This is a genomic window from Myxococcales bacterium, from assembly GCA_016720545.1.
Classification (GTDB): Bacteria; Myxococcota_A; Polyangia; order Polyangiales; family Polyangiaceae; genus JAAFHV01.
Window position 1 is genome coordinate 400665 of the sequence record JADKKK010000002.1, and the last position, 23021, is coordinate 423685.

Consider the following 23021-nt stretch of genomic DNA (forward strand, 5'->3'; position numbering starts at 1 on the left):
GCGAGCGTCCGGTCGTTCAGGCTCGTGCGGGCGTCAGGTGGCGTAGCGGTCGTCGCCCCGGGTGATCCGGAGCTCCGCGCGGAGCTCGGCGAAGCACCCTCGGAGTTGCGCGACGGGCACGCGGAACGGCGCGGCGACCTCGGCGTGGGTGAGTGGCACCTCGTCTACAAACACGATGGCGTAGGCGATGGCGGCCGCGAGGCTCTCGCTGGACCGCGTGCGCGTGACCGAGAGGCGGGCCTGTTCTGTCGCGTCACGCGCCAGCTCGCGCGCTCGCGAGCGCTGCTCGTCGCTGAAAGGCAGCCGCTCAAGGCCGAGCCGTAATGTCCGGCTCAGGGCCTCGTGCGCGCCCGGCTGCGACACGATTCGAGCGCTCCCGCAGGGCGCGTGCCGCGCGGCGGGTGGGCGAACCGCCACGTCGTCGGACCGACGCTCCACCCAGCGAGCGAGCGCCGAGAGCTCCCGCGTGGGCCCGTGGGCGAGCGCCCTCCCAAGCACCTTCTTCGCGTCTGCCCAGCGACCCGACCGGCCGAGGGCGTGGGCGTACGAGGCGGCGACCGAGGGATCGCTCCGCGCCCCGTCGTGAGCTCGACGAAGCCACGGCACCGCCGCGTGAGGATCTCCGAGGGCCACGTCGAGCAAGTGGCCCAGGTTGTGGGCGTACGAGCCGTTCTTGGGCGCGAGCTCCAGGGCGCGCTGGTACGCGGTGCGCGCGAACCGGAAGTGGCCCAGCGTCGACTGCGAGAGCGCGAGCACGGCCCACGCGCGGTGGCTGGTAGGGAAGTGCTGGAGCACGCGGCGCGCATACAGGGCCGCGCGCCACGGCTCTTCCTCTGCCAAGAGCTCCGCGAGCTTCTGGTGGGCGAAGGCGGCGTCCTCGCTCGTGGGGCTCGCGATCCGGGCGAGCTGATGCAGCAACGGTACGACTCCGACCGGATCGCCCGAGCGCCGCAGCGAGTGCTCCGCCCGGCGACGGAGTCGCGCGGGAGCATTGTCGTCACGGGTGCGGCGCCCTCTCATGGCTGCACTTGGTGTAGCGAGAACGAGACACCCGCGCAAACCGCGACGCGAGATTTGGGCTGTCAGCGCCTCGCGGCGAAGTCGATGATGCGCTGCTCGACGAGCTCCGCGAGGATGCCGAGCGCCTCGAGCTCCTTCATCCCGCTGATGTCTACGATCTCCTCGACGCTGGACACACCGTCGACGTGAGACAGGATGAACCCCGCTTTGTGATCGATCGCGAGCCAGCGGAGTTGATCGCGCGCGACCGCGACGACGGGCACGCGGTCGAGGGGGCCGAGCTTGGCGGCGAGGCTCGCGCGAAGGGACGTCCGGCACCGCTCGAGGCACTCCAGGGCGTCGACGTGCTGCGGGTGTCGGGCGAGAAGCGCCTCGGCGGTGGCCATCGCCCCCGCGAAGTCGCCCATCGCGAACTGGTCCTCCATGTCGACGGCGCTCGGGCCGCGCGGCGGCTTCGGCGCGGGAGCCGGCGCCGTCGTGGGCGGCGGCTCGAGCAGCATCACGGCGGGAGTCGCCTCGGGCGTAGGGGCATGGATGGCGGCGAACCCCACGGGCGTGGGGCGGGTAAACACAGCCGCGGGGATGGGCGCCGATGGCGGCACCTCGGTCTCGGGGCTTTCCCCGGCGGGCGGTCGCGCGGTGATGATCTTCGACTGGCTGGGCGCCGCAGCCGGCTCTTCCTCCACCAGGAGATCGGAGTCGAGGAAGGGGCCGCTGTCGTTGGTGGTCCGCGCATAGGGCGGGGGTGGCGCCGTGACGGCGAGCGGCGCGGCGTTCTCCGTCGCAGCAGGAGCCGTCTCCGGGGCGTGCGGCTCCGCGGACGCTGCCGGGGGCGGCGCCGTGCCCGCATCGTGAGGCTTCGTGCTCGCCGGGCCGAGGTCCCAGTCGTCGTCGAGAGACTCGTCCTCGGGGGGCGCGGGCGCGGCCACGGGTGAGTGACCGCTCGGCACCGCGGACGCTTTGAGCGCGTCCCACACCCGTCGACCGTCGACCACGAGCGTCGCGTCCGGGTCGTCGCCGGCCTCGCTCGGCGGGGTCTTGGGGGCCTCGGTCACTCGAGTGGTCCTTGCTTCGTTGCGCCGCGCAGCGCGATCAGGTCTTCGCGACCACGCCCTTGAACATGCGATGGGTCCGCTGAAGGCCCTCGAGCTGCTCCTTCACCGCCGCGGCGTCGCGCTTCTCGATCGCCTTGCGCGCCTTGGCCACGATGCCCTTGGCCTTCTCGATCGCGTCGCGACCGAAGTCGCTGGACGCCACCACGGCTTGCACCTGGGGAAAGAGCTCTTCGATCTGGGCGATGGCCTTCTCGGCCTCTTGCTTCGCGCTCTCGAACTCGTCGGACGTGCGGCGATCGACCAGATGGTCTTTCGCGTTGTCGATCATGGACTTGATCTCGTCGCGCGTGAGGCCGCTCGTCGCGGTCACCTGGATCGACTGCTCGAGGCCGGTCTCGAGGTCCTTCGCGCGCACCGACACGATGCCGTCCGCGTTGATCTCGAAGGTCACCTCGATCTCGACGGTGCCCTTCGCCGCGCGGCGCAGGCCCGTCAGGATGAACTCGCCGAGCAGCTCGTTCTCCTCCGCGTTGGTGGAGTCGCCCTGCATGACGAGGATCTTGACGGCGGTCTGGTTGTCGCGGCTCGTCGTGAAGATCTTCTGTCGCTGCGTCGGGACGGTCGTGTTCGCGGGGATGAGCTCCTCGAAGAAGTTCCCGAAGGTCATGATGCCCAGCGCGTGGGGCGTCACGTCCAGCAGGATCATCTGCTGCTTGTCGTCCACGAGGGCGGAGCCCTGTATCGCCGCGCCCAGCGCCACGACCTCGTCCGGGTGGACGCCCTTGGAGGGCTCACGCTCGAAAAACTTCGCGACGGACGACTGAATGAGCGGCATGCGGGTCATGCCGCCGACGAGGAGCACCTCCTCGACCTCGTTCTTCTCGAGCCGCGCGTCTTCCAGCGTCTGTCGGCAGATGTCGATCGTGCGCGCGACGAGGTCGTCGGCCAGCTCTTCCAGCACCTGCCTCGTCAGCGTGCGCTGGAGGTGGAGCGCCTCGTTTCGGCTGCTCGTGATGATGAAGGGGAGGTTCACCTCGGCGTCGCTGACGCTCGAGAGCTCGCATTTCGCCTTCTCGGCGGCGTCCTTTAGGCGCTGCAGCGCCATGCGATCCTGCCGAAGGTCGATGTCGTGCTCGTCCTTGAAGCCCTGCACGAGCCAGTCGATCACCCGCGCGTCCACGTCCTCGCCACCGAGGAAGGTGTCGCCCGCCGTCGCGATCACCTTGAAGACGCCGTTGCCGGCGATCTCGAGGATCGAGATGTCGAAGGTGCCGCCGCCAAAGTCGTAGACCGCCACGACCTTCTCGACGTTGCGTCCGTACCCGTACGAGAGGGCGGCCGAGGTGGGCTCGTTGATGATCCGGATGACGTCCAAGCCCGCGATTTCACCCGCATCTTTGGTGGCTTGGCGTTGGTTGTCGTTGAAGTACGCGGGCACCGTGATGACCGCCTGCGTGACGGGCTCACCGAGGTAGTCCTCCGCGATGACCTTCATCTCCTGGAGGATCATCGCGCTCACCTCGGGGACGCTGAACTCCTTCTCGCGGAGCACGATGCGCACGTCCGCGTGGGGCCCCTCGACCACCTTGTAGCTCGAGGTAGCTACGGCGTTCTTCACCTGCGGGGACGTCCACTTGCGGCCGATGAGGCGCTTGGCGGCGTAGACCGTATTCTCGGCGTTCGTGATGGCCTGGCGCTTGGCGATGTGTCCGACGAGTCGCTTACCTGCCTCGGTCACGGCGACCATGGACGGCGTGGTCTTGTATCCGCCGCGGTTCGGGATCACCACCGGGTTGCCGTTCTCAACGATCGCAACGCACGAATTGGTGGTGCCGAGGTCGATTCCGATGACTTTATCCATACGTGGGGCTCTCCAAAAAAGAACGCGTCACAGCATGCCTCAAGTGGCCAAGGTTGTGCACATTTCTAACGTGCACGGCCAACGCTGCGGCGATTGGGTTCAGGCGGGCCTCGCGGCGAGGGACTTCAGCAGCTCTGCCACGGACTGGCTCTTGGGGTCCACCTTGGCGGCGGCCTCGAGCTCTCGCTTCGCGGCCAAGGTCAGGTTGGCGGCGATGTAGACCTTCGCCAGCGTGATGCGGTACTTGATGTTCTCGGGCATCAGCTCGATCGCGCGCTTCGCGAGGTCGGCCGCCTGGTGCAGGTTGCCCTTGCCCGCCACGAGGCAGCGCGCCGCGGACTCGGCCGCGATGGCGTCGTTGGGGCGGATCTGCGCGACCTTCTGCCACGACCGCGCGGCCTCCACGAACTTGTCGTTGCGCTCCTCGTACTGGGCGGTCTTCTGGTAGCTGTCCACGAGGATGAGCGAAGCGGCCGCGTCGGCCTCGTCGTAGCGCGCCCGGAGCTCCTCGTCGGTGTCGTCGACGCTGAGGGCCATGCGCAGCGCCGCCGCGCGCGCGACGGCGTCGTTCTTGGCGGCGGCCGCGTCCGCCATGTCGGTGTACTTCTTCACCTGCGCGCGCTTCACGCCGTGGAGGCGGTCTTCGTACATGCGCTTGACCGTCTCGCGGTTCTCTTCTGCCGTACGCCAGCGCGCGCTGTCTTGGCGCGCGGTCTCGACGGGCTTGGGCGGCGCCGCCTGCGCGACGGGCCGCCCGAGGCGCCTCGCGAGCGCCTCGCGCCGCGCGCGAAGCTCCGCCTCCGGGTCGCGCTTGGGGCCGACGGGCTCGAGCTCGCTGGGGTCGACCTCGGTGTACTCCGCGGCCGCCGCCTTGAGCTCCTCCTGGGCGCGCGCGAGCTGGGCCTCGAGGCTGCGCGTCGTGACGACGTCGCGCAGGTAGACGTCGTATTCCTCCCGACCCTGCGTCGACGTGAGGGTCTCGTGGGCGGTGGTCACCTTCGCGAAGACGACCTCCATCTTCGTCTTGAACGAGCCGAGGTTACGTCGGAAAAAGCGGTCGGGGTGGAGACGCGACGCGAGGTCGTAGTAGGCGCGCTTGATCGCCTTCTTGTCGACGTCTTGGGTGACGCCGAGCAGCGTGTAGTGATCGAGCTCGTCGAGGTCGTAGAAGAGGTCGAGGATCTGCCTCCGGTGGTCGCGCTCGAGGTCGCACACCTCGTCGAGCTCGGATTCGGGATACCGCTGCGAGCGCCCGGCGCTCCCGGCGCTCGCGGCCTTGGACGCGTCCGGCTTGGACTGCGCTGGGGGCGGCGCGGGCGGCGGCTTCGACGGGTCGATCATGTCGACCACCCCGAGGCCCTTCAGCTTGTCGATGCACGAGGCGACGCTGCCCTCCGGCAGCCCGGTGGTCTGCGCGATTGAGGCGATCGTGGTCGCGCCGTCGATGCGGGTCAGCACGAACCCGTCGGTCGGATCGAGCGGGAGTTTGCGGAAATCCACGCCGGGCAGCACCCGGGGCACAAGGGTAGGCAAGTGAGGTCCCTCCACGTCGATCGTACCGGAATCGGAGCGCACCGATGGAACTTTCGGCCGCGGGACGGGGTCACCGCGGCGCCGGGAAGCGCTCGTGCATCCACGGCCAGTGGGTGGGGGCCCCCCGAATGCGCGCCGACAGCTCGTCGTTGACGCGTCGCAGCAGCTCGCGCTCGCCGGCCTCGCCCGAGGTGAGGTCGTCCGTGCGGATCGCCCGAATGCGGATGCAATCTCCGGGGGTGTAGGTGCCCACGACCACTCGCGCGCCGGTGCGGAGCGCGAGGCGGGCGGGCCCCACCGGCGTGGGCGCCGGGACGCCGAGGAACGGGACCTCGACGGTGGGCACGCGCGAGGCGAGGTCCATCGGTGCGCCAAGCACGCCGCCGGACCGCAGCGTCCGCACGATGCGCGCCGCCGCGCCCGCGGTGCCTCGGAAGATGGCGCGCACCCCGTGCCGCTCCCGGAGCGCCACGAGCACCCTCGTGAGGCGGGGATCGTAGGCCGCGCGCGCGAGCGTGACGAGCGGGACGTCGGCCCGCACCAGGGAGGCGGCGACCCTCTCCCACGGTCCGAGGTGGGCCGAGGCGAACACCACGCCGCGCCCGTCGCGTCGCGCCTCGGCGAGGACCGCGTCCGAGCCCTCCTCGAGGGGCAGGACCGCCGAGAGCGAGCTCTTTCCGTACAGATCGACGGTGTCGCCGAGGTGCGCCCCGAGCGCGCGGAAGGTGGACCGGACCAGCGCGTCGCGCTCCGCCTCCGAGAGGTCGGGGAGACCGCGCCTCACGTTCCGTGCGGCCGTCAGGCGCGCGTGCCGGAGCAGCGCATGCGCGACCGCCCCGAGCCCCCGCCCGAGCGCGAGGAGCCAGGGGCGCGGGAGCGGCCCCAGCCCGGCCAGCAGCGCGCGCGCGGAGGCGTAAATGAGCGCGTTCTTTAGGGATTGCGCCCAAGTCCAGCGCCCCCCCTCGCGGAGATCGCGCGAGGCCAGCGTCGCGTCGGGCGTCGCCGGGCTCACCGGGGGCTTGGCACCGGCGCGCTCCGGTCGAGGCTGGTTCCGTCGGGGCACGCGACGCAGGCGGCGCGCACGCGATCGCGAGCCGCGCGCACCCGAACGACGGCGTCGGCGCAGACGTGCGGTTGGGCTGCGCCGTCGAGATCGCAGAGCTCTCCGGCCGCGCGGTCCATGGCCCCGAGCGCGCGGCACGCGGCGCGGCAGTCGGCTCCCGCATGCTCGAGCATGACGCTCGCCTCCACGAACGCGGCGCGGCGGGCGCCGAGCTCATTGGGCCGGTGGGCCGTCGCGGAAGGTGGGGAGGGTGGGGAGGGTGGGGGCGGCGCGTACTGCGGCGCGCCGGGCTGCACCGGCCTCGCGACCTGGTCTGGAGCAGCAGGGCTCGCGTTGACCGACTTGGGCGCGGCCTCGGCCGACGGAGCGCGCGGGGCCTCCGCGTCACGCGCGGCGCACGCGGCGAGGGACGCCGCGAGGGACGCGACGACCGTCGCGAGGCGGAGGGCGGGCCTGCTCACCGGTCACCCCCGGCGTCTCGCAGGGCGGCCAGGATGACGCCCTCTTGCACCTTGACCGCCTGGTCGAGCAGCTCGATCGCACGCGCCCGCGCGGCGCGCGCCTCCCCCTCGCGTCCGGCGTCGGCCAACGCGCCACCGCGCGCCTTCTCCACGAGCCCTTCGATCTCCAGCAGGTGGCCGCGGAAGAAAGTCGGCGCGTCTGCGTGCCGGAGCCCCTCGTGGACCGACGCCAAGGCGGCGTCCGTGTTGCCCATGCGGAGCTCGAGCTCCGCGCGGCGGGCGAGCGCGTCGGCGAGCACCTCCTCGACCTCGGGCGTCGTGCGCTCGGGGTGGGGGCGCGCGGCGGAAGTGAGGCGCCCGAGCGCCGCGACGGCGCCCGCGAGATCGCCCGAGTCCTCCTTGATTCCGGCCTGGTGGTGGAGCGCGCGCGCCTCGGAGAGGTACGCCATCGTCTCGAGATCGAACGCGGGACCCTCGTCGACGTGGCCTTCGCGCTTGCCGCAAGCCAGGACGAGCGCGAGCGCGAGCAGCGCCGCAAAGGCCAGGGCGACGTGCGCGGACGTGCGCGTGAACCTGGACGTGAGCCCCGAAGGGGCGACCCCAGGTCGACCGCGATCCCGAGCCGTAGGCGAGGGCTCGCTCATGAACCTGCGCCTCATTGGACCCCCCACGTCGCGAAGCGGTTCTCGCGAAGATCGCCGCCGCGCGCCACCGCGATGCGGTCGATGCGCGCGCTCGCCTCCGACGCGCGGAACGGCTCGCGGAACAGATCCTGCGTCGAGCGAGACCGCGCGAGCGGGGCGGTCGCCCGCGGCGTGTGATCCGGCCCGAACGACGAGAAGGAGAAGAGGACCGCCGCGGCGATCGCGAACGCCGAGACGGCCCCGAAGGCCACCCGGATCACCCGCCCGCGGCGGGACTGCGCCGCGCGCTCGTCGGTGGCGCCGACCACCCTGGAGACGAGCCGCTCGTGGTCCGCGGGCTCGATCGCGCGCGGTGCGTTCGCGACCTTCGCGGAGCGGAGCAGCTCGGCGGGGCCGGCGCCGTCCCCGCGCTCGAGCGCCTCCATGAGCGCCCGCGCCTCGCGCAGCTCGTCTTCGGTGGGGGGCGCCTCGGGGTCGAGGTCGCGCTCGTGTTCAGGAGCCATGCGTTTTATCCTTGGCCAGGCTACCATCCCGCGGAGCGGACGGAGCGATTGGAGGCGTCTCGAGCGCCTTCTTGAGCGCGGCGGTGGCGCGATGCAGCAGCACGTCGAACGTCGCGGGCGTCGCCCCGAGCCGGGCGGCGACCTCCTCGCGGGGCAGCTCCTCGAGCACCCGGAGGCGAATGGCCTCCGCGTAGCGCGGGTGAATGCGCGAGAGCGCGGCGTGGAGCTTCTCGCGCACGGCCTCGGCGTCGCGGGCCGCGGACACGCGGTCGTCGAGCGGCGTCGACGTGGCGGTGGCGTCCACCTCGCGCTCCACGTCCTCGGCGCCCCAGACCACCATCCGCTTGCGCGCCCTCAGATGGTCGAGCGCCACGCGCAGCGCAACCGTTCGTAACCATGGGTAAAACCCGACGTTTTGCCAGGTGAAGGTGTGGAGCTTCGCGAGGACCTTTTCGTAGGTCTCGGCGAGCGCGTCGTGGGCTGCAGCCTCCGAGCCCAGGCGCGGGAGCAGCACGCTCCGGTAAAGGGTCGGGCCGTGGGCCGTGAGCAAGACGCCTAGCGAGGCCCCGTCGCCCGCCTGAGCTCGCGCGACGAGCTCACGGTCGCGCTCACGCTCGAGGTCACGGTCCGCGGCGATCCCAACGCCCCCGCCGCGCCGCTCGTCGTCACGCTCGCCCTGCACGCGCGCGAGCCTACCAGCCTTGCGATCGGCGCGTCGCGTGACCTCGCGCGCCACCCCGAGGGTCGCCAAGACCGAGGGGAGACGCCAGTCGTCGAGGGCCATCGTGCTCACGAGGACCCAACGCGGGTCGGGTGGTGCACCTTACAGCTTCGCCCGCGGCGACGAACGCCTCGGGGCTCAGTTCCAGGTTCACGGGGACGCGTCCCCCGCGCTACCGTCGCGGCATGCGAGCTAGCGGTCACGTGGGTCTCCTCTCGGCCACCCTCGCGGCGGCGCTCGCGCTCGCCGCCCCGGCCGCCGCCGCGGAGGCAGCCGCGCCCACCCCGCCCGCCGCACGCGCCGGCGCGTCCGCGCGCCCCCTGCTGCCGTTCACGAAGACGACCCTACCCAACGGGCTCCAGGTCATCTTGCACGAGGACCACACGACCCCGACCGTCGTGGTCAACCTGGGCTACCGCGTGGGCTCGCGCTTCGAGGCGCCCCGCCGTACGGGCTTCGCGCACCTGTTCGAGCACCTGATGTTCATGGGCACGCGCCGCGCGCCGACGAAGGCGTTCGACGCGTGGATGGAGGCCGCCGGCGGCTGGAACAACGCGTGGACGAGCGAGGACCGCACGGTCTACTACGACGTCGGGCCGCCCACCGCGCTCCCGCTGTTGCTCTGGCTCGAGGCCGATCGGCTGAGCGATCTCGGGCCCTCGATGACGCTCGACAAGCTGAACGCGCAGCGGGAGGTCGTGCGCAACGAGCGCCGCCAGACCAGCGAGAACCAGCCCTACGGCAAAGCCGAGCTGCGGCTGCCGGAGCTCCTCTTCCCCGAGGGGCACCCGTACCACCACCCGGTGATCGGCTCGCACGCCGATCTCGAGGCCGCGTCGGTCGACGACGTGAAGGGGTTCTTCGCCACCCACTACACCGCGTCGAACGCGGCCCTCGTCGTCGCGGGCGATCACCACCCCGAGGCGACGCTCGCGTGGGTGACGCGCCTCTTCAGCGGGCTGCCCCGCGTGGCTCGCGCCGCCGATCCGGCAGTCCCCGCAGGCACTCCCGCGCTCGCCAAGGTCGTGCGCGAGACCCTCCGCGACACGGTGGAGCTCGCGCGCGTCACGTTCGCGTGGCCGAGCCCGAAGCATTTCGCCGCGGGCGACGCCGAGCTCGATCTCCTTGGAAGCGTGCTGTCCGCGACCAAGGCGAGCCGGCTCACAGAGCGCCTCGTTTTCCGCGAAAAGGCGGCCCAGAGGGTCGTCGCGTACCAGGCGTCGAGTGCCCTGGCGTCGCACTTCGCGATCGACGTGCTCGTGACCCCCGGAGTCGATCCCGCCAAGGTGGAGCGCCTCGTGGACGAGGAGCTCGCCAAGGTGCGGGCGGGCGAGCTCACCGAGGTCGAGCTCTCGCGCGCCAAGAACGGCGTCGAGACGGGCCTCATCACGCGGCTCCAGAGCGTGCGCGAGCGCGCGAGCCTCCTGAGCTCGTACGAACAGGAGCTCGGCGATCCGGGCTACTTCGAGCGCGATCTCGCGCGGTACCGCGACGCCACGCTGGCGGGCCTGCGGGCGGCGGCGCAGAGCTCGCTGCGAACGGACGCCCGCGTGGTGCTCACGGTGCTTCCGGAGCCGCCACGGGCCCAGCGGGCTTCAGGCGTCGGCGCGGGAAAGGAGGCCCCATGAGCGTCCGACCCCTCGCGCTCGCCGCGGTCTGCCTGCTCGCGGCGGCCTGCGAGCCGCCCGCGCCCCCCAAGCGCCCGAGTCCCCCGGAGAGCTCGCCCCCAGGCGCCTCGCCACGGGCCGCGGTGGCGCCCCCGCCGGCCGATCCGCTCGGCCCTAAGCCCGAGCCCGCCGCGCCCGCGCCGTACGTCCCCGACGCGCCCCGCGTGCGCACGTTGAAGAGCGGGCTCACCGTGTGGGTGCTCGAGCGACACGCGGTGCCCCTCGTGTCGATGACCCTGGTGGTCCCCGGGGGGGCGGCCCGCGATCCGCGGGGAAAGCACGGGCTCGCCGCGATCACGGCGAACATGCTCGACGAGGGCGCAGGGCGCCGAGGCGCGCTGGATCTCGCGCGGCATTTCGAGTCTCTCGGGGCCGAGCTGAGCACGGGCGCGACGGCCGACTACTCCTTCGCCCAGCTCACGGTGCTGAAGCGAAACCTCCGGGCGGTCTGGCCCGCGTACGTCGACGTGTTCGCGAAGCCTTCGCTCCTCCCGGCCGATTTCGCGCGCGTCCGCGAGCTCTGGCGGAACGAGCTCAAGGCGCGGCGCGCAGAGCCCGAGGACGTCGCCAGGGTCGCGGGCCTCGCGCTCCACTACGGGCTCGATCACCCGTACGGGCACCCGCCCGAGGGCACGCTGCGCGGGGCCGCGGCGATCACCGTCGCCGACGTCGCGGCCGAGTACGCGCGCGCCTACCGCGCCGACGTCGCGACGCTCGTCATCGTCGGCGACGTGGCCGACGCCGACCTGACCGCGCTCGAACCCGAGCTCGACCGCTTCGCCCGAGGGGCTGCACCGCGTGGCGCCGCGCCGCCCGCGCGTGAGGTGCCTCCCGCGCCGGCCCCGGTCCGTAGGCGGGTGGTGGTGGTCGATCGCCCTGGCGCTCCGCAGAGCGTCGTCTCTTTGCTGCTCCCGGCGGTCCCCGCGGGTCACGACGAGGCGCCGCTCTTGTCTCGCGCCAACATCGCCCTGGGCGGGTCGTTCACGTCGCGCCTGAACCAAGATCTCCGCGAAGAGCGCGGCCTCACGTACGGCGCGAGCTCGCGCCTCTCGTTCAGCCGCGGCGCGGGCGTCTTCGTCGCGCACGCCGCGGTGCAGACCGACAAAACCCAGGAGGCCCTCGCGGCGCTCATGGCCGACGTCGTCGCCTACGCGCACGGCGGGCCCACGCCCGCCGAGACCGAAAAGACCCGGCTCGTCGCGCGGGCGGATCTCGTGGAAGCGTTCGAGGGCGTATCCCCGGCCTCGTCGCGCCTGGCGCGCCTCGCCGGGGTGGGCCTACCCCACGACCACGACACGCGGACCTCGCCCCGCCGCGACGGCGCCACCCGCGCCGAGCTCGCGGACGCCGCGCGACGGTGGCTCGACCCCACGCGGGGGGCTGTGCTGGTCGTGGGGCCGAAGGCGACGGTGTTGAAGGCGCTCGAGCCCCTGAAGCTCGGCCCGGCGGAGACCCTCACGATCGAGTAGGGCCGGCGCTGGGGTCCATGGGCGCGCGGGCGAACAGCTGTTGACGTCCCAGGGGAGGGGCGCGTAATCCGGGGCCATGACGGTCTCGATCGAGCTCGGCCCGGGCGCTGAAGACAACGGGCTCGCCTCCATGTTGGCGGAGCTCCTGCGCCAAAATCTCGAGCAAAACCCCCACAAACTCACCGATTTCTACGCGCTGCGGGGCAAGTTCGCGATCGTGGCCGACGACGCCGACGTCGCCCTCACGCTGCGCTTCGCCTTCGGGCATCTGTGTGTGCTCAACGGCATCGTGGGCACGCCGGACGTCACCATCCGCGCGACGAGCGACGTGGTCATGGCCCTCTCCAACATGCCCGTCGGGGCCTTGGGCCTGCCCATCCCGTCCCGCGACGAGCAGCGCGACGTCGTGCGCCAGGTGGCGTCGGCCTTCCGCGCTGGCAGCTTTCGGGTCTTCGGCGTGCTCCGCCACTTCGGCATGTTCCAGCGGCTCACCCGCGTGCTGTCGGTGAACGGCTAGCAAAATACGGCACTTTGACGCTTTCACCTTGACGGGTGTGAGGTGCCCTCGTACCCTGCCGTGCCTCATTCCCCGTGGCGGCAGCCCGAGCACGTCGTGGCTGCAACTCCTCGTTATTACGTGATTTTGTAAGGTTCTCTCCCATGGCCGTTCACATCCGTCTCGCGCGCGCTGGCGCCAAGAAGAAGCCCTTCTACCGTATCGTAGTCACCGACCAACGCAGCCCGCGTGGGGGCCGGTTCCTCGAGAACATCGGCACCTTCGACCCGCTCCGCGAGGGCTCCTTCACGATCGACGCGGCCCGCCTCGCGTACTGGCAGGGCACGGGCGCCCAGGCGTCGGACACCGTGGCGCACCTCATCAAGGCCACCGCGAAGAAGGCCCTCGCGGCCGCCAAGTAGGCGCCGTCGTGCCCCTGAAAGAGCTGATTCGCTCCATCGCCGTGGAGCTCGTCGACCAGCCCGAGAAGGTCGTGGTCAACGAGATCGCCGGCGAGAACAACACCCTCATCGAGCTGCGCGTCGCGCGCGAGGACGTGGGCAAGGTCATCGGCAAGGAGGGGCGCACGGCCCAGTCGATGCGCACGCTCCTGTCGGCGGTCTCGACCAAGCTCGGCCGGCGCGCCCACCTCGACATCGTCGACTGATGATCCGCCCCGACGCGTGGGTACCCCTCGCCGAGATCGCCCGCGCCCACGGCGTGCGCGGCGAGGTGCGCCTTCGCCTTTTCAACAAGGACAGCGACGTGCTGCTCGAGCAGGACGAGGTCCTGGTGCGCCTGACCGACGGCGAAGAGCACGAGGTCAGCGTCGACGGCGCGCGGCGGGCCGACCAGGCCATCCTGATCAAGCTCCACTCGGTGGACGACCGCGAGCGCGCCGACGAGCTCCGCGGCGCGCTCGTGTGCGTGCGGCGCGAGGCGTTCCCGCCGCTGGACGACGGCGAGTTCTACACCTGCGACGCCCTCGGCGCGGAGGTCGTGCTCGTGCAAGGAGCGACCGACGCGACCGACGCCGCCACGGAGGCGGGCGCCCAGCGCCTCGGCCACGTCCGCGATCTGATGAGCTACCCGAGCGTCGACGTCCTCGTCGTTCGCGCCGAGGACGGCGGCCCCGACTGGGAGATCCCGCTGGTCGCGGCGTACGTCGCCCGCGCCGACGTGTCCGCGGGCCGCTTCGTGCTGCGCTCGATCGAGGGCATCGAGCGCCTCGCGCCTCGCGCGAAGGCGTCCGCTCCGCCCGACGACGGCCCGTGAGGGCGGCGTGAGGGTCGACGTCGTCACGCTCTTCCCGGAGCTCTTCGGCGCGTTCGCGACCACCTCGTTCGTGGGCCGCGCGATCGAGCAGCGGGCGCTCGCGCTCCGGCTGCGGTCGCCGCGTGAGTTCGGCCTGGGGCGTCACCGCAGCGTCGACGACACCCCCTACGGTGGCGGCTGCGGCATGGTCATGCGCGTGGACGTGCTCGTCGCCTGCCTCGAGTCCCTCGACGCCGACGCGCCGGCTGCGCCCGCGGTGGCGGCGGGCCGTGGCGAGGACGCAGGGCCCGGGCGCGCGCACCGCGTGCTGCTGACACCGCAAGGCGCGCCGTTCACCCAGGCCCACGCCCGGCGCCTCGCCACGCTGCCCGCGCTCGCCCTCGTGTGCGGGCGCTACGAGGGGTTCGACGAGCGCGTGCGACTGCACGTCGACGAAGAGATCTCTCTCGGCGACTTCGTCATGACCGGCGGAGAGGTCGCCGCCATGGCGATCATCGAGGCCACGGTGCGTCTGCTGCCCGGGGTGCTCGGCAACGCCGACTCGGTGGTCGACGAGTCGCACGGGGAAGGGGGGCTCCTCGAGTACCCTCAGTACACCCGCCCGCTCGAGTTCCGCGGCGCCCGCGTGCCCGATGTGCTCGCCGGAGGAAATCATAGTAAAATCAAGGCGTTTCGTGACGCGGAGCGCCTCGAACGCACGCGCGCCCGGCGCCCCGATTTGCTCGCGCGCCGAGGCGGTGATCCAGACGCGGGCGGGGAGTCGTGAGCCGCTCGGTGTCGATCGCGCTCGTGCACTTCCCGGTCCTCGACGGGAAGCGAGCGGAGGTCACCACCACGGTGACGAACCTCGACGTCCACGACCTCGCGAGGAGCGCCCGCACCTTCGGGTGCGCGTCGTACTTCATCGTGCACCCCGTGGAGGCGCAGCGCACGCTCGTGGGTCGCATCCAGGAGCACTGGACCACGGGCTCGAGCGCGCAGCGCATCCCCACCCGGAAGGTGGCGCTCGCGCTCGTCCGCGTGGTGCCGAGCCTCGAGGCGATGGTGGCCTCGTTCGGGGGACGCGACGAGGTCGAGCTGTGGGCTACCGCGGCGCGGGCCTCGCGCGAGCCGCTCGATTTCGCTTCGGCGCGCGCGCTCCTCGCCACGCCAGGCAAGCCGGTGGTCGTCCTCTTCGGCACCGGGTGGGGGCTCGCCCCGCAGGTCATCGACGGCGTGGACGCGCTCCTGCCCGCGATCGAGCGAGCGCCCGGCGTCGGCGAGGGAGACGCGTACAACCACCTCAGCGTGCGCGCCGCGTGCGCCATCACGCTCGATCGCCTGCTCGGCGGCTGACGCGCTCCTCAGCGGCTCACGAGCGGAGCATGCGGTGGACGATGAGCACCACGAGCCCGCCGCCGACCGCGAGGCCGAAGCTGTGGAGGTCGAAGCCCGTGACGCTGCCCCAGCCGAGGCGCGTACCTGCGAAGCCGCCGACCACCGCGCCGACGATGCCGAGGAGCGTCGTGGCGATGAGCCCGCCGCCGTCGCGGCCGGGCAGGATGAACTTGGCCACGATCCCGGCGATCAGGCCGAACAGCGCCCACGAGAGGAAGCCCATGCGCGCACTCTACGCCGCGGGCTACCCTTCGACGAGCGGAGCCTCGACGAGCAGGCCGCCGGGCTTGCCGGGGAGCAGCTCCACGAGCACCACCCGCGCGGCGACCGCCTGCCCCGCGTGTACGAACCGGAGCCGCTTCGCCTCGAGCCCGGCGCCGCGCGAGGCCACGAGGAGCGCGGGGAGCTCGCGTGCAGGATACACAAAACATGCGCGCCCTCGTCGACCGAGCAGCGACCGCGCCCGCACGAGGAACGGGTCGAGCGCGCCCGAGCGCGCGTCGCGCACCTGCGCGGCCGGGGGGCGCCCCTTGCCAGGCGTGAGGTACGGCGGGTTCGCGACCACGAGGTCGGCGGTCCCGGGCGCAAACGCGGCGTCGTCGGCGACGTCGGCGCGGACGACCTCGGCGCGCGCAGCGTAGCCGTTCTCTTCGAGGTTTCGCGCGCAGAGGCTCGCGAGCGTGGGGTCGCGCTCCACGAACGACACGCGCTCGGCGGAGCCGCTCGCGAGGAGCGTGAGCCCCACCGCGCCGACCCCTGCGCCGAGGTCGACGGCGTGCGTGGCGGGCCGCGGCCGGATCGCGAACCCCGCGAGGTGCAGCGCGTCCACGTTCACGCGGTACCCGACGCCGCGCGCGGGCTGCCACAGCACCGTGCGGCCCCCGTGGAGGGTGTCGCGCGTGGAGGCCGCCGACGACAGCACGTCGCGCTCCGGGGTTACTTGGAGGGGCGACGGCCGCGCAGGGAGAGCGCGGTGACCGCGCCCGGGAACATCTGCACGACGTGCGTGCCGAGGACCATCGTCTGGCCGTTGACCTTGCCGACCGCGGTGACGCGGACCGGGACGCCTGTGGGGAAGTTCAGCGCGCCGAAGAGCCCGAGCTTGCTCGTGCCCGAGCGGGCCTGCTGCTGGTCGGGGAGGGGATCGGCTTCGTTCTCGCCGAAGTAGAACACGTCGGCTTCGTGCGGCACGTCGGTGTCCACCGTGGCGCCGGCCACGCGAATGTCGCCGCAGTCGTGGATCTCGCCCGCGAGCACGCCCTTGTCGGGCTTCGGGATGAAGCCGCCCGCCGCCGCGGCGACGGTGTTGACGTCGGTGGCCGCGACCGCCGCCGGATCGTAGGCGATGACGTCGCCCTTGATGTCGCGGTTACGGAACATGACGTTGTAGTCGTAGAGCTCCTTCCACTGGCTGCCGTTCGGCGTGACGTCGCTGGTCTTCACGATGAGCGGCGTCTCGGTGGGAACGCCGGCGTACGTGTACGCGCGGAAGGAGCAGCCCCCCTCGGGGCACTTCTTCAGCCAGGTGGGCTTGGGCGTCTGCACGTCGTCGGTGTTCTTGGTCTCGATGGCCGTGCCCACCCGCTCGCCGACCGTGCCGTTTGGGCCCTCCTTGAAGAGCTCGAGCTTCACGCCCGCCGAGTCGTTCCCGCTCGAGAAGAGCCGCACGAACCCCTTCAGCGTGACCGTCTTCGAGGGTTCGAGCGCGCCCGGATCATCGAGGCAGGCGAGGTTCAGCGCGGGGTCGGTCGTGGAGTAGCGCTGGAGGCCGGTGCCGCGCGACAGCTCCTTCGTGGGCGGCGCGACGTACGTGCAGCACGCGTTGACCGTGCGGGGTGGCTTGCACGACGTCGGGTTCGCGTTGGAGGGGGCGCTGCACGATGAGCAGAAGTCCTTCTTCTGCAGGTCGGCCAGGCAGCCGCCCGCGGCGCCGCCGTCGCCGGCGATCGGCGGGTTCGAGGTGCTGCAGCCGGCGCCCGCGACGAGCGCGGAGCCGAGGACGATCGCGACGAGGGCTAGCTTCTTCATGCGTTCATGCGCATAGCAACGCTGCCGGGCTCGGGCTAGCCTCGAAGTGTCGTTTTGAGCGTTCATCCCGCAAATTCCACCGAGCGTGCCCGGCTGACGCAGAGCGTAAAGGACGAGGCGCGGCGCCTCCGCTTCGACGTGGTGGGCATCGCGCGGGCCGATCAGCCGCTCGGCGAGGACCACGCGCGCTACGAGGCGTTCCTCGCCGCCGGGTACCACGGCTCGATGGACTACCTCGCCGCCGACGCCGACGTCCGCGCGCGCCTCGATCGTCCGACCGTCCTCGAGGGCGCGCGCTCCGTGATTTGCTTGGCCCGCAGCTACAAGCGGGCGGACGACGACCGTGACGGCCCGATGGCGCAGCGCGTGGCCCGGTACGCGCGCGGCCAGGACTACCACAACGGTCTGCGCAAGCGGCTCCGGCGCCTCGCGGCCTTCGTGCGGGCCCTCGCGCCGGGCGTGTCCGCGCGGCCGCTCGTCGACGACGCGCCCGTGCTCGAGCGCGCGTGGGCCTCGCGGGCGGGCCTCGGCTTCGTGGGCAAGAACGGGCTCCTCATCGCGCCCGGCGTGGGCTCGTACGTGCTCCTGGGCGAGGTCGTGACGACCCTCGAGCTCGCGCCCGACGACCCGATCCCCGGGCGCTGCGGCGCGTGCACGCGGTGCCTCGACGCGTGCCCCACGCAGGCGCTCGTGCGACCGTTCGTCCTCGACGCGCGACGATGCGTGGCCTACCTCACCATCGAGCACGAGGGGCCTCTCGACCCCGCGCTCCGAGAGGGCGTGGGCGAGCGGGTCTTTGGCTGCGACGTGTGCCAGGAGGTGTGCCCGTTCAACGCGGGCCGCGCCGAGGCGGCCGACGCGCAGCCGTTCCGGCCCCACGCGCGCCTCGACGACGCGTCGCTCGAGGGCTGGCTGGGGCTGGACGCCGCCGGCTTCGAGGCGGTGCGCGCCGGGAGCCCGCTCGGCCGCCCGGGCCTTGACGGCCTGCAGCGGAACGCCGCGATCGCGCTGGGGAATCGAGGGGATCCCGTGGCCCGATCGGCGCTGAGCGCCAAGGCGTCCGACCCCCACGCGGCGCCCGCTGTGCGGGAGGCGGCCGCGTGGGCCCTCGGCCGCCTCCGTGGGGACTGAGCGTGCGGGGCGCGGCCCTCGCTGCTGCTGCCTCCATGCATCGAAAATCATTCAAGCTTCGACAGCCGCAGGGCGGGTTTTGTTTGCGCGACCGGGGGTGGGCGGTAGCCTAAGGACCCATGAAGCGCCTCGGACTCGCCACTGTGCTGCTCGCCGCCTCCCTCCCGATCGTGCTGCCCCGCGCAGCGTCGGCCGCAACCCAGCGCGTCACGGTCACACAGCGCGGCGACTTCGCGGTCATCGGGAACACCCTCGGCCACGACTGCGGCAACGCGACGCCTGCGCCCCTCGTCGGCACCCTCGGCGCGTGCGGCAACACCGGCCTCGCCGACTCGGCGCCGGACGTGTGGTGGACCACCGACGGCGCCGCGGCCGGCACGAACGCGTCTCTCGCGATCACCCCCGCGACGGCCCGGAGCGTCGCGGTGCTCGCGAGCGGGAACACGAAGGGCGTCGCGGTGCCCGCGGGCGCGACCGTGACGCTGGCGCGTCTCTCGTGGTCGGGGTCTCTCCCCACGGGCACGGCGCCCTCGGAGACCGTCACCCTCGATCGCGTCGGAGCCGGCGCCTTCAGCGCGCCGGTCACATCCGACAGCACGGTCGTGCGGACGGTGAACGGCAAGGTCTGGTACGGCGCCTCGGCCGACGTCACGGCCCTCGTGAAGCAGCATGGGACTGGCGCGTACGGGGTCAGCGGCATCTCGGTGCAAGACGTGGCCAACGCCAACGACAACGAGCGCTTCGGCGGGTGGTCGCTCACGGTCTTTTACTACCGAGAGACCGATCCGGTGCGGAACCTCACGCTGTTCGATGGCATGGACATCATCGACAACGGCCAGGTCGACCTGCCGCTCAGCGGGTTCCTCGTGCCGCCGGCGGGCTTCGACGCCACGCTCGGCGTGGTCACCTTCGAGGGCGACAACGCGCACACGGGCGACAGCTTCTCCTTCGGGCCCACTACGGCGAGGCTCACCGCGCTGTCGAACCCGCTGAACCCCGTCGGGAACTTCTTCAACGGCTCGCGCACGAGCCTCGGCGTGCCGGTCTCCGTGCCCGGCGATCTCCCGCAGCTCACCGGCGCCATCGGGTCGATGTCCGGAATCGACGTCGACGTCATCGACGTCACGGCCCAGATGGCTGCGGGCCAGAGCGCGGCGGTCGCGCGGCTCGCTACCGCGAGCGACACGTTCGCGCTCGCCGGGCTCGCGACGTCGCTCTCGTCTCTCATGCCCGACTTCACGGCGTCCCCCAAGACCGTGAAGAACCTCACGCACCCGACGGGCGGCACGCTCGCGGGCGACGTGCTCGAGTACTCGATCGCCGTGAAGAATACCGGCAGCGATCCCTCCGATCGCACCGAGCTCCGCGACGCAATCCCGACCGGGACGACCTACGAGGCGGGCTCCCTCTCCATCGTCTCCGGGCCGAACACCGGGGCGAAGACCGACGCCGGCGGTGACGATCAGGCCGAGTTCGACGCCGCCGCGGGCGCGGTGGTGGTGCGCGTCGGCGCGGGCGCGAACGCGACCTCCGGCGGCAGCTTGGGCATCAACGAAGAGAGCATCGTACGGTTCCGCGTGAAGATCTCCGCGGCGCCGCCGCCACTCATCTCCAACAAGGGCGTGATCCGATCGAGCGGCAAGGCCGCCGTCGCGGCGGGCCTCACCCTCGAGCCCACGTGGGGCACCATGGGGCCGGGCAGCCAGCCCGACACCCCGACTCCGTCGGCGGTCGGCAAGGACACCGACGGTGACGGCCTCCCCGACGATGTCGAGCTCGTGATTGGCACGAACCCCACGAACCCCGACACCGACGGCGACGGCGTCCGCGACGGGGTCGAGGTCGGCGGCGACACGGCGAAGCCCCAGGACACCGATGGCGACGGGAAGATCGACGCGCTCGACACCGACGACGACGGCGACGGAGTGCTCACGAGCGCCGAGCTCGGCGCCGACCCCACGAAGCCCCGCGACACCGACGGCGACGGCAAGCCCGACTACCTCGACGACGACGACGACAACGACACGGTCAAGACGGCGGCGGAGCTCGGCGCCGACCCCACGAAGCCGCTCGACACCGACGGCGACGGCAAGGCCGACTTCGTCGACGACGACGACGACAACGACACCCTCAAGACCGCCGACGAGCGCGCGGCCGCCACGTCCTCGCGGCAGCCCGACGACGTCGATGGCGACGGCAAGAAGAACTGGCTCGACGACGACGCCGACGGCGACGGCAAGAAGGACGGCGCGGTCGATGAGGGCCGCGGCGACACCGACGGCGACGGCGTCCCCAACTTCCTCGACCCCACGGACGCCAAGCCCCCGACGCCCGTGCCCACCGGCACAGGCACGACCCCGGCGCCCACCGGCTCCGTGCCAGGCGCGTTGCCGGGGGCAAGCGACGACCGCAACGACAACGGCTCGCTCGAGGGCGGGGGCGTCAACTGCGGCGTCGCCGAGCGCCCCGCGAGCGGCTCTACCGCGGCCATCGTGGGCCTCTCGCTGCTGGGCCTCGCGCTCGCGGGGCGGCGGCGTCGGCGCCCGTGAAGCGCGACCCGAGAACGAGCCTGGCCAACCGGCCCGTTTCTCGGTAGCGAAGCGGCATGTCTGAAGAAGCTGTGCTCGCGCTCGCCCCTGGCGTGCTGCGAAACGAGACCCGCGCGGTGGCTCGACTCCTCCGCGCGGTCGACGACCGCGTGCCGGGCTACTCGGCCGCGCTGAAGGCGTTATTTGCGCACACGGGACGTGCCTATATTGTTGGAATTACAGGGAATCCTGGCGCAGGAAAGAGCACGCTGACCGACCGCTTGGTCATGCGCTTCCAGGCCGAAGGCAAGCGCGTCGCGGTGCTCGCGGTCGACCCCTCGAGCCCCTACTCCGGCGGCGCCATCCTCGGCGATCGCATCCGCATGAACCGTCACGCGCTGGACGCGGGCGTGTTCATTCGCTCCGTCGCGACGCGCGGGCACATGGGCGGGCTCTCGCGCTCGGCGCGCGACATGGTGCGCGTGCTCGACGCTTCGGGCGCCGACGTCGTCCTCGTCGAGACCGTGGGTGTCGGGCAAGACGAGATCGAGATCACGCGCACGGCCCACACCACGCTCGTGGTCATGGCCCCGGGCATGGGCGACGAGGTGCAGGCGATCAAGGCGGGCATCATGGAGTCGGCCGACGTGTTCGCGGTCAACAAGGCCGATCGCGACGGCGTCGACTCCACCGTGCGTGACATCGAGCTCATGATCGCGCTCGGCTCGGAGACCATGACGGCGGTGTCCAAGTCCCGCGGGCACGTCGTGCATGGCAAGGCGCTCGGTCCGCCCGGCGCGCCGGCGCACGAGCGCGGAGGCGCCAGCGCCACGTGGACACCGCCCATCACCCGATGCGTGTCGCTGCGGGGCGAGGGGATCGACGAGCTCACGGCGCACCTCGTGGCCCACCGCGCGTGGCTCGAGGGCACGGTGGCGGGGCAGGAGCGGAAGGCCGCGCGGCTCGCCGAAGAGGTCCGCGAGTCGCTGCGCGAGGCCCTCATCGACGCGGCGACGCGGACGCTCCGCGACGAGCTCGACGCGGCGGTCGCGCGCGTGTCCTCCAAGACCTCGGATCCGTACACCGAGACCGAGCGGCTGCTCGAGGCCTTCCGGGGGCGCGGCGCTCCGGCGCCCGGCTCGTGACGTTTTCGCTTGGTTCTTCGCCGGCGCGGCGCCAGGCTGCGCGCCAGAATGTTCCGCACCTTGCTCCTCGACCGCGAGCCGCTCCTCGGCCGTCGCGGCGCGCTCCACGCCCTCGTCCGTCCGCTCGCGCTCGTGCTCCTCGCAGGCGCCCTCACGGGATGCCCCGACTCGGACAGCCCGGCCGGCATCGAACGCGAGCCCCAGCTTCGCGTCACCTTCGACCTTTCCCGTGGTGACGACAACCCGTCGTTCACCCTGAGTCGGGGCGAATCGCACGTCTTTCGGAAGAAGTTCGAGGACCTGGAAGAGCAGAAGGGGAAGGTGGCGCCGCAGCCCGGGAAGACGGGTTATCAGGGCGTCGTGGTGCGCGAGGTGGGGCGCGGTGACGGACGCCCCGAGTACCGCCTGAAGAACGGGTGGCTCGTGGTCACGAACCGCGGTGTCACCAAGGGCTACGCCGACAAGCAGCGCGCCCTCGAGTCGTGGGTCGCCAAGCGCGGCGAGCGCGTGGTCCCGGCCGCTCCGTACGAAGAGGTCCAGCGGGAGCTGGCGAGCCAGTAGACGCGAGGGCGCGCCGCCGCTCCCAGGTCCTGCCGAGACGCACGTGACGCGGCTGACTGGCGGTGCGCCGCGAGCGGTGCCAGGCTTCACGACAATGAACCAGGCGAACCAGGACACGAAGCCGACCACCAAGGCAACGGTTGCAGCCCAGCGCCCGTCGCCACGGCGCGTCCGTACGGGGGTGAAGGCGGGCTCCCTCCGCCGACCCTCGCCGCTGCCAATTTGCGATTCCCAGACCGGAGACTGCAGCGGCTAGCGGCTCGGGAGGTGGCGCTTCGATGGCGGAGCGTCTGCTCGAATCCGGCGAAGTCGGGCTCCCGTGTCCGCGCGCGCCTCACGTCGTGGTGACATCGGACATGTCGCGCGCTCCCGCGTGCGCCATGGCACGGGCTTCGCCGTGGTCTCCCGACTATGCTTTCAGGGCGGCCCCCGTGAAGTGAGAGCGAGGGGCGTGCCGTGCGGGAGCGCCGCGCGCCGTTTGAC

The 23021-nt window shown here is 72.1% G+C and carries 24 protein-coding genes; 12 read left to right on the plus strand and 12 right to left on the minus strand.

The features are described 5' to 3' along the window. Positions 1-33: 33 nt before the first annotated feature. The 9 genes from IPQ09_05550 to IPQ09_05590 all read right to left on the minus strand — a co-directional run bounded on the left by IPQ09_05550 (position 34) and on the right by IPQ09_05590 (position 8924). Positions 34-918 carry a hypothetical protein gene (locus tag IPQ09_05550; protein MBL0193685.1) on the minus strand — a complete coding sequence of 295 codons (885 nt, stop codon included), beginning with the start codon at positions 916-918 and terminating at the stop codon, positions 34-36. 164 nt (positions 919-1082) lie between these two features. After that, the gene (locus IPQ09_05555; GenBank protein ID MBL0193686.1) at positions 1083-2075 is read right to left on the minus strand and encodes a hypothetical protein; all 993 of its coding nucleotides are present in this window, start codon (positions 2073-2075) and stop codon (positions 1083-1085) included. A gap of 37 nt (positions 2076-2112) precedes the next feature. Beyond that, positions 2113-3936, minus strand: a complete 1824-nt coding sequence (gene dnaK, locus IPQ09_05560) for a molecular chaperone DnaK (GenBank protein MBL0193687.1) — start codon at positions 3934-3936, stop codon at positions 2113-2115. A 99-nt stretch (positions 3937-4035) separates the two neighbouring features. Beyond that, the gene (locus IPQ09_05565) at positions 4036-5436 is read right to left on the minus strand and encodes a DnaJ domain-containing protein (protein MBL0193688.1); all 1401 of its coding nucleotides are present in this window, start codon (positions 5434-5436) and stop codon (positions 4036-4038) included. Positions 5437-5539: 103 nt separating this feature from the next. Further along, positions 5540-6481: a hypothetical protein gene (locus IPQ09_05570; protein MBL0193689.1), complete on the minus strand. Its 942-nt coding sequence runs from the start codon at positions 6479-6481 to the stop codon at positions 5540-5542. After that, on the minus strand, positions 6478-6993 hold the full coding sequence (locus tag IPQ09_05575; protein MBL0193690.1) for a hypothetical protein: 516 nt from the start codon (positions 6991-6993) through the stop codon (positions 6478-6480). The genes IPQ09_05570 and IPQ09_05575 overlap by 4 nt, the downstream gene beginning before the upstream one ends. Then, positions 6990-7637 carry a hypothetical protein gene (locus IPQ09_05580; protein ID MBL0193691.1) on the minus strand — a complete coding sequence of 216 codons (648 nt, stop codon included), beginning with the start codon at positions 7635-7637 and terminating at the stop codon, positions 6990-6992. Before IPQ09_05580 ends, IPQ09_05575 begins: the two co-directional genes overlap by 4 nt. Before the next feature lie 11 nt (positions 7638-7648). Then, positions 7649-8140, minus strand: a complete 492-nt coding sequence (locus IPQ09_05585; protein MBL0193692.1) for a hypothetical protein — start codon at positions 8138-8140, stop codon at positions 7649-7651. Continuing rightward, positions 8130-8924 (minus strand): RNA polymerase sigma factor, encoded by a 795-nt coding sequence (locus IPQ09_05590; protein MBL0193693.1) that lies wholly within the window; start codon positions 8922-8924, stop codon positions 8130-8132. Before IPQ09_05590 ends, IPQ09_05585 begins: the two co-directional genes overlap by 11 nt. A gap of 122 nt (positions 8925-9046) precedes the next feature. Here IPQ09_05590 and IPQ09_05595 point away from each other — a divergent pair, with 122 nt between their 5' ends. From IPQ09_05595 to IPQ09_05630, 8 genes are all read left to right on the plus strand, one after another. Beyond that, complete coding sequence (locus IPQ09_05595) at positions 9047-10489, plus strand: insulinase family protein (GenBank protein MBL0193694.1); 1443 nt, start codon at positions 9047-9049, stop codon at positions 10487-10489. Continuing rightward, positions 10486-11997 carry an insulinase family protein gene (locus tag IPQ09_05600; GenBank protein ID MBL0193695.1) on the plus strand — a complete coding sequence of 504 codons (1512 nt, stop codon included), beginning with the start codon at positions 10486-10488 and terminating at the stop codon, positions 11995-11997. Before IPQ09_05595 ends, IPQ09_05600 begins: the two co-directional genes overlap by 4 nt. A 76-nt stretch (positions 11998-12073) precedes the next feature. Continuing rightward, positions 12074-12514: a hypothetical protein gene (locus IPQ09_05605; GenBank protein ID MBL0193696.1), complete on the plus strand. Its 441-nt coding sequence runs from the start codon at positions 12074-12076 to the stop codon at positions 12512-12514. Between the two features lie 143 nt (positions 12515-12657). Next, positions 12658-12915, plus strand: a complete 258-nt coding sequence (gene rpsP / locus IPQ09_05610; protein MBL0193697.1) for a 30S ribosomal protein S16 — start codon at positions 12658-12660, stop codon at positions 12913-12915. Positions 12916-12929: 14 nt separating this feature from the next. Continuing rightward, entirely contained in the window at positions 12930-13160 is a 231-nt protein-coding gene (locus tag IPQ09_05615; GenBank protein MBL0193698.1) for a KH domain-containing protein, read from the plus strand. After that, positions 13160-13768: a 16S rRNA processing protein RimM gene (gene rimM / locus IPQ09_05620; protein ID MBL0193699.1), complete on the plus strand. Its 609-nt coding sequence runs from the start codon at positions 13160-13162 to the stop codon at positions 13766-13768. Before IPQ09_05615 ends, rimM begins: the two co-directional genes overlap by 1 nt. Positions 13769-13775: 7 nt before the next feature. Beyond that, a complete protein-coding gene (gene trmD / locus IPQ09_05625; GenBank protein ID MBL0193700.1) occupies positions 13776-14534 on the plus strand; it encodes a tRNA (guanosine(37)-N1)-methyltransferase TrmD in 759 nt (252 codons plus the stop codon). An 8-nt stretch (positions 14535-14542) separates the two neighbouring features. Continuing rightward, positions 14543-15103 (plus strand): RNA methyltransferase, encoded by a 561-nt coding sequence (locus tag IPQ09_05630; protein MBL0193701.1) that lies wholly within the window; start codon positions 14543-14545, stop codon positions 15101-15103. Between the two features lie 16 nt (positions 15104-15119). Here IPQ09_05630 and IPQ09_05635 read toward each other — a convergent pair whose 3' ends face one another. The 3 genes from IPQ09_05635 to IPQ09_05645 are packed head-to-tail and all read right to left on the minus strand — an operon-like array spanning position 15120 to position 17173. Beyond that, a complete protein-coding gene (locus IPQ09_05635; protein ID MBL0193702.1) occupies positions 15120-15368 on the minus strand; it encodes a GlsB/YeaQ/YmgE family stress response membrane protein in 249 nt (82 codons plus the stop codon). Between the two features lie 21 nt (positions 15369-15389). Beyond that, positions 15390-16067 carry a methyltransferase gene (locus IPQ09_05640; protein ID MBL0193703.1) on the minus strand — a complete coding sequence of 226 codons (678 nt, stop codon included), beginning with the start codon at positions 16065-16067 and terminating at the stop codon, positions 15390-15392. Between the two features lie 14 nt (positions 16068-16081). Further along, on the minus strand, positions 16082-17173 hold the full coding sequence (locus IPQ09_05645) for a hypothetical protein (protein ID MBL0193704.1): 1092 nt from the start codon (positions 17171-17173) through the stop codon (positions 16082-16084). Positions 17174-17227: 54 nt separating this feature from the next. Between IPQ09_05645 and queG the strand changes: the two genes are divergently transcribed. From queG to IPQ09_05665, 4 genes are all read left to right on the plus strand, one after another. Further along, positions 17228-18304 carry a tRNA epoxyqueuosine(34) reductase QueG gene (gene queG / locus IPQ09_05650; protein ID MBL0193705.1) on the plus strand — a complete coding sequence of 359 codons (1077 nt, stop codon included), beginning with the start codon at positions 17228-17230 and terminating at the stop codon, positions 18302-18304. 119 nt (positions 18305-18423) lie between these two features. Then, on the plus strand, positions 18424-20853 hold the full coding sequence (locus IPQ09_05655) for a DUF11 domain-containing protein (protein ID MBL0193706.1): 2430 nt from the start codon (positions 18424-18426) through the stop codon (positions 20851-20853). Positions 20854-20909: 56 nt separating this feature from the next. After that, complete coding sequence (gene meaB / locus IPQ09_05660) at positions 20910-21977, plus strand: methylmalonyl Co-A mutase-associated GTPase MeaB (protein MBL0193707.1); 1068 nt, start codon at positions 20910-20912, stop codon at positions 21975-21977. 48 nt (positions 21978-22025) lie between these two features. Then, positions 22026-22538, plus strand: a complete 513-nt coding sequence (locus tag IPQ09_05665) for a hypothetical protein (protein MBL0193708.1) — start codon at positions 22026-22028, stop codon at positions 22536-22538. Positions 22539-23021: the final 483 nt, after the last annotated feature.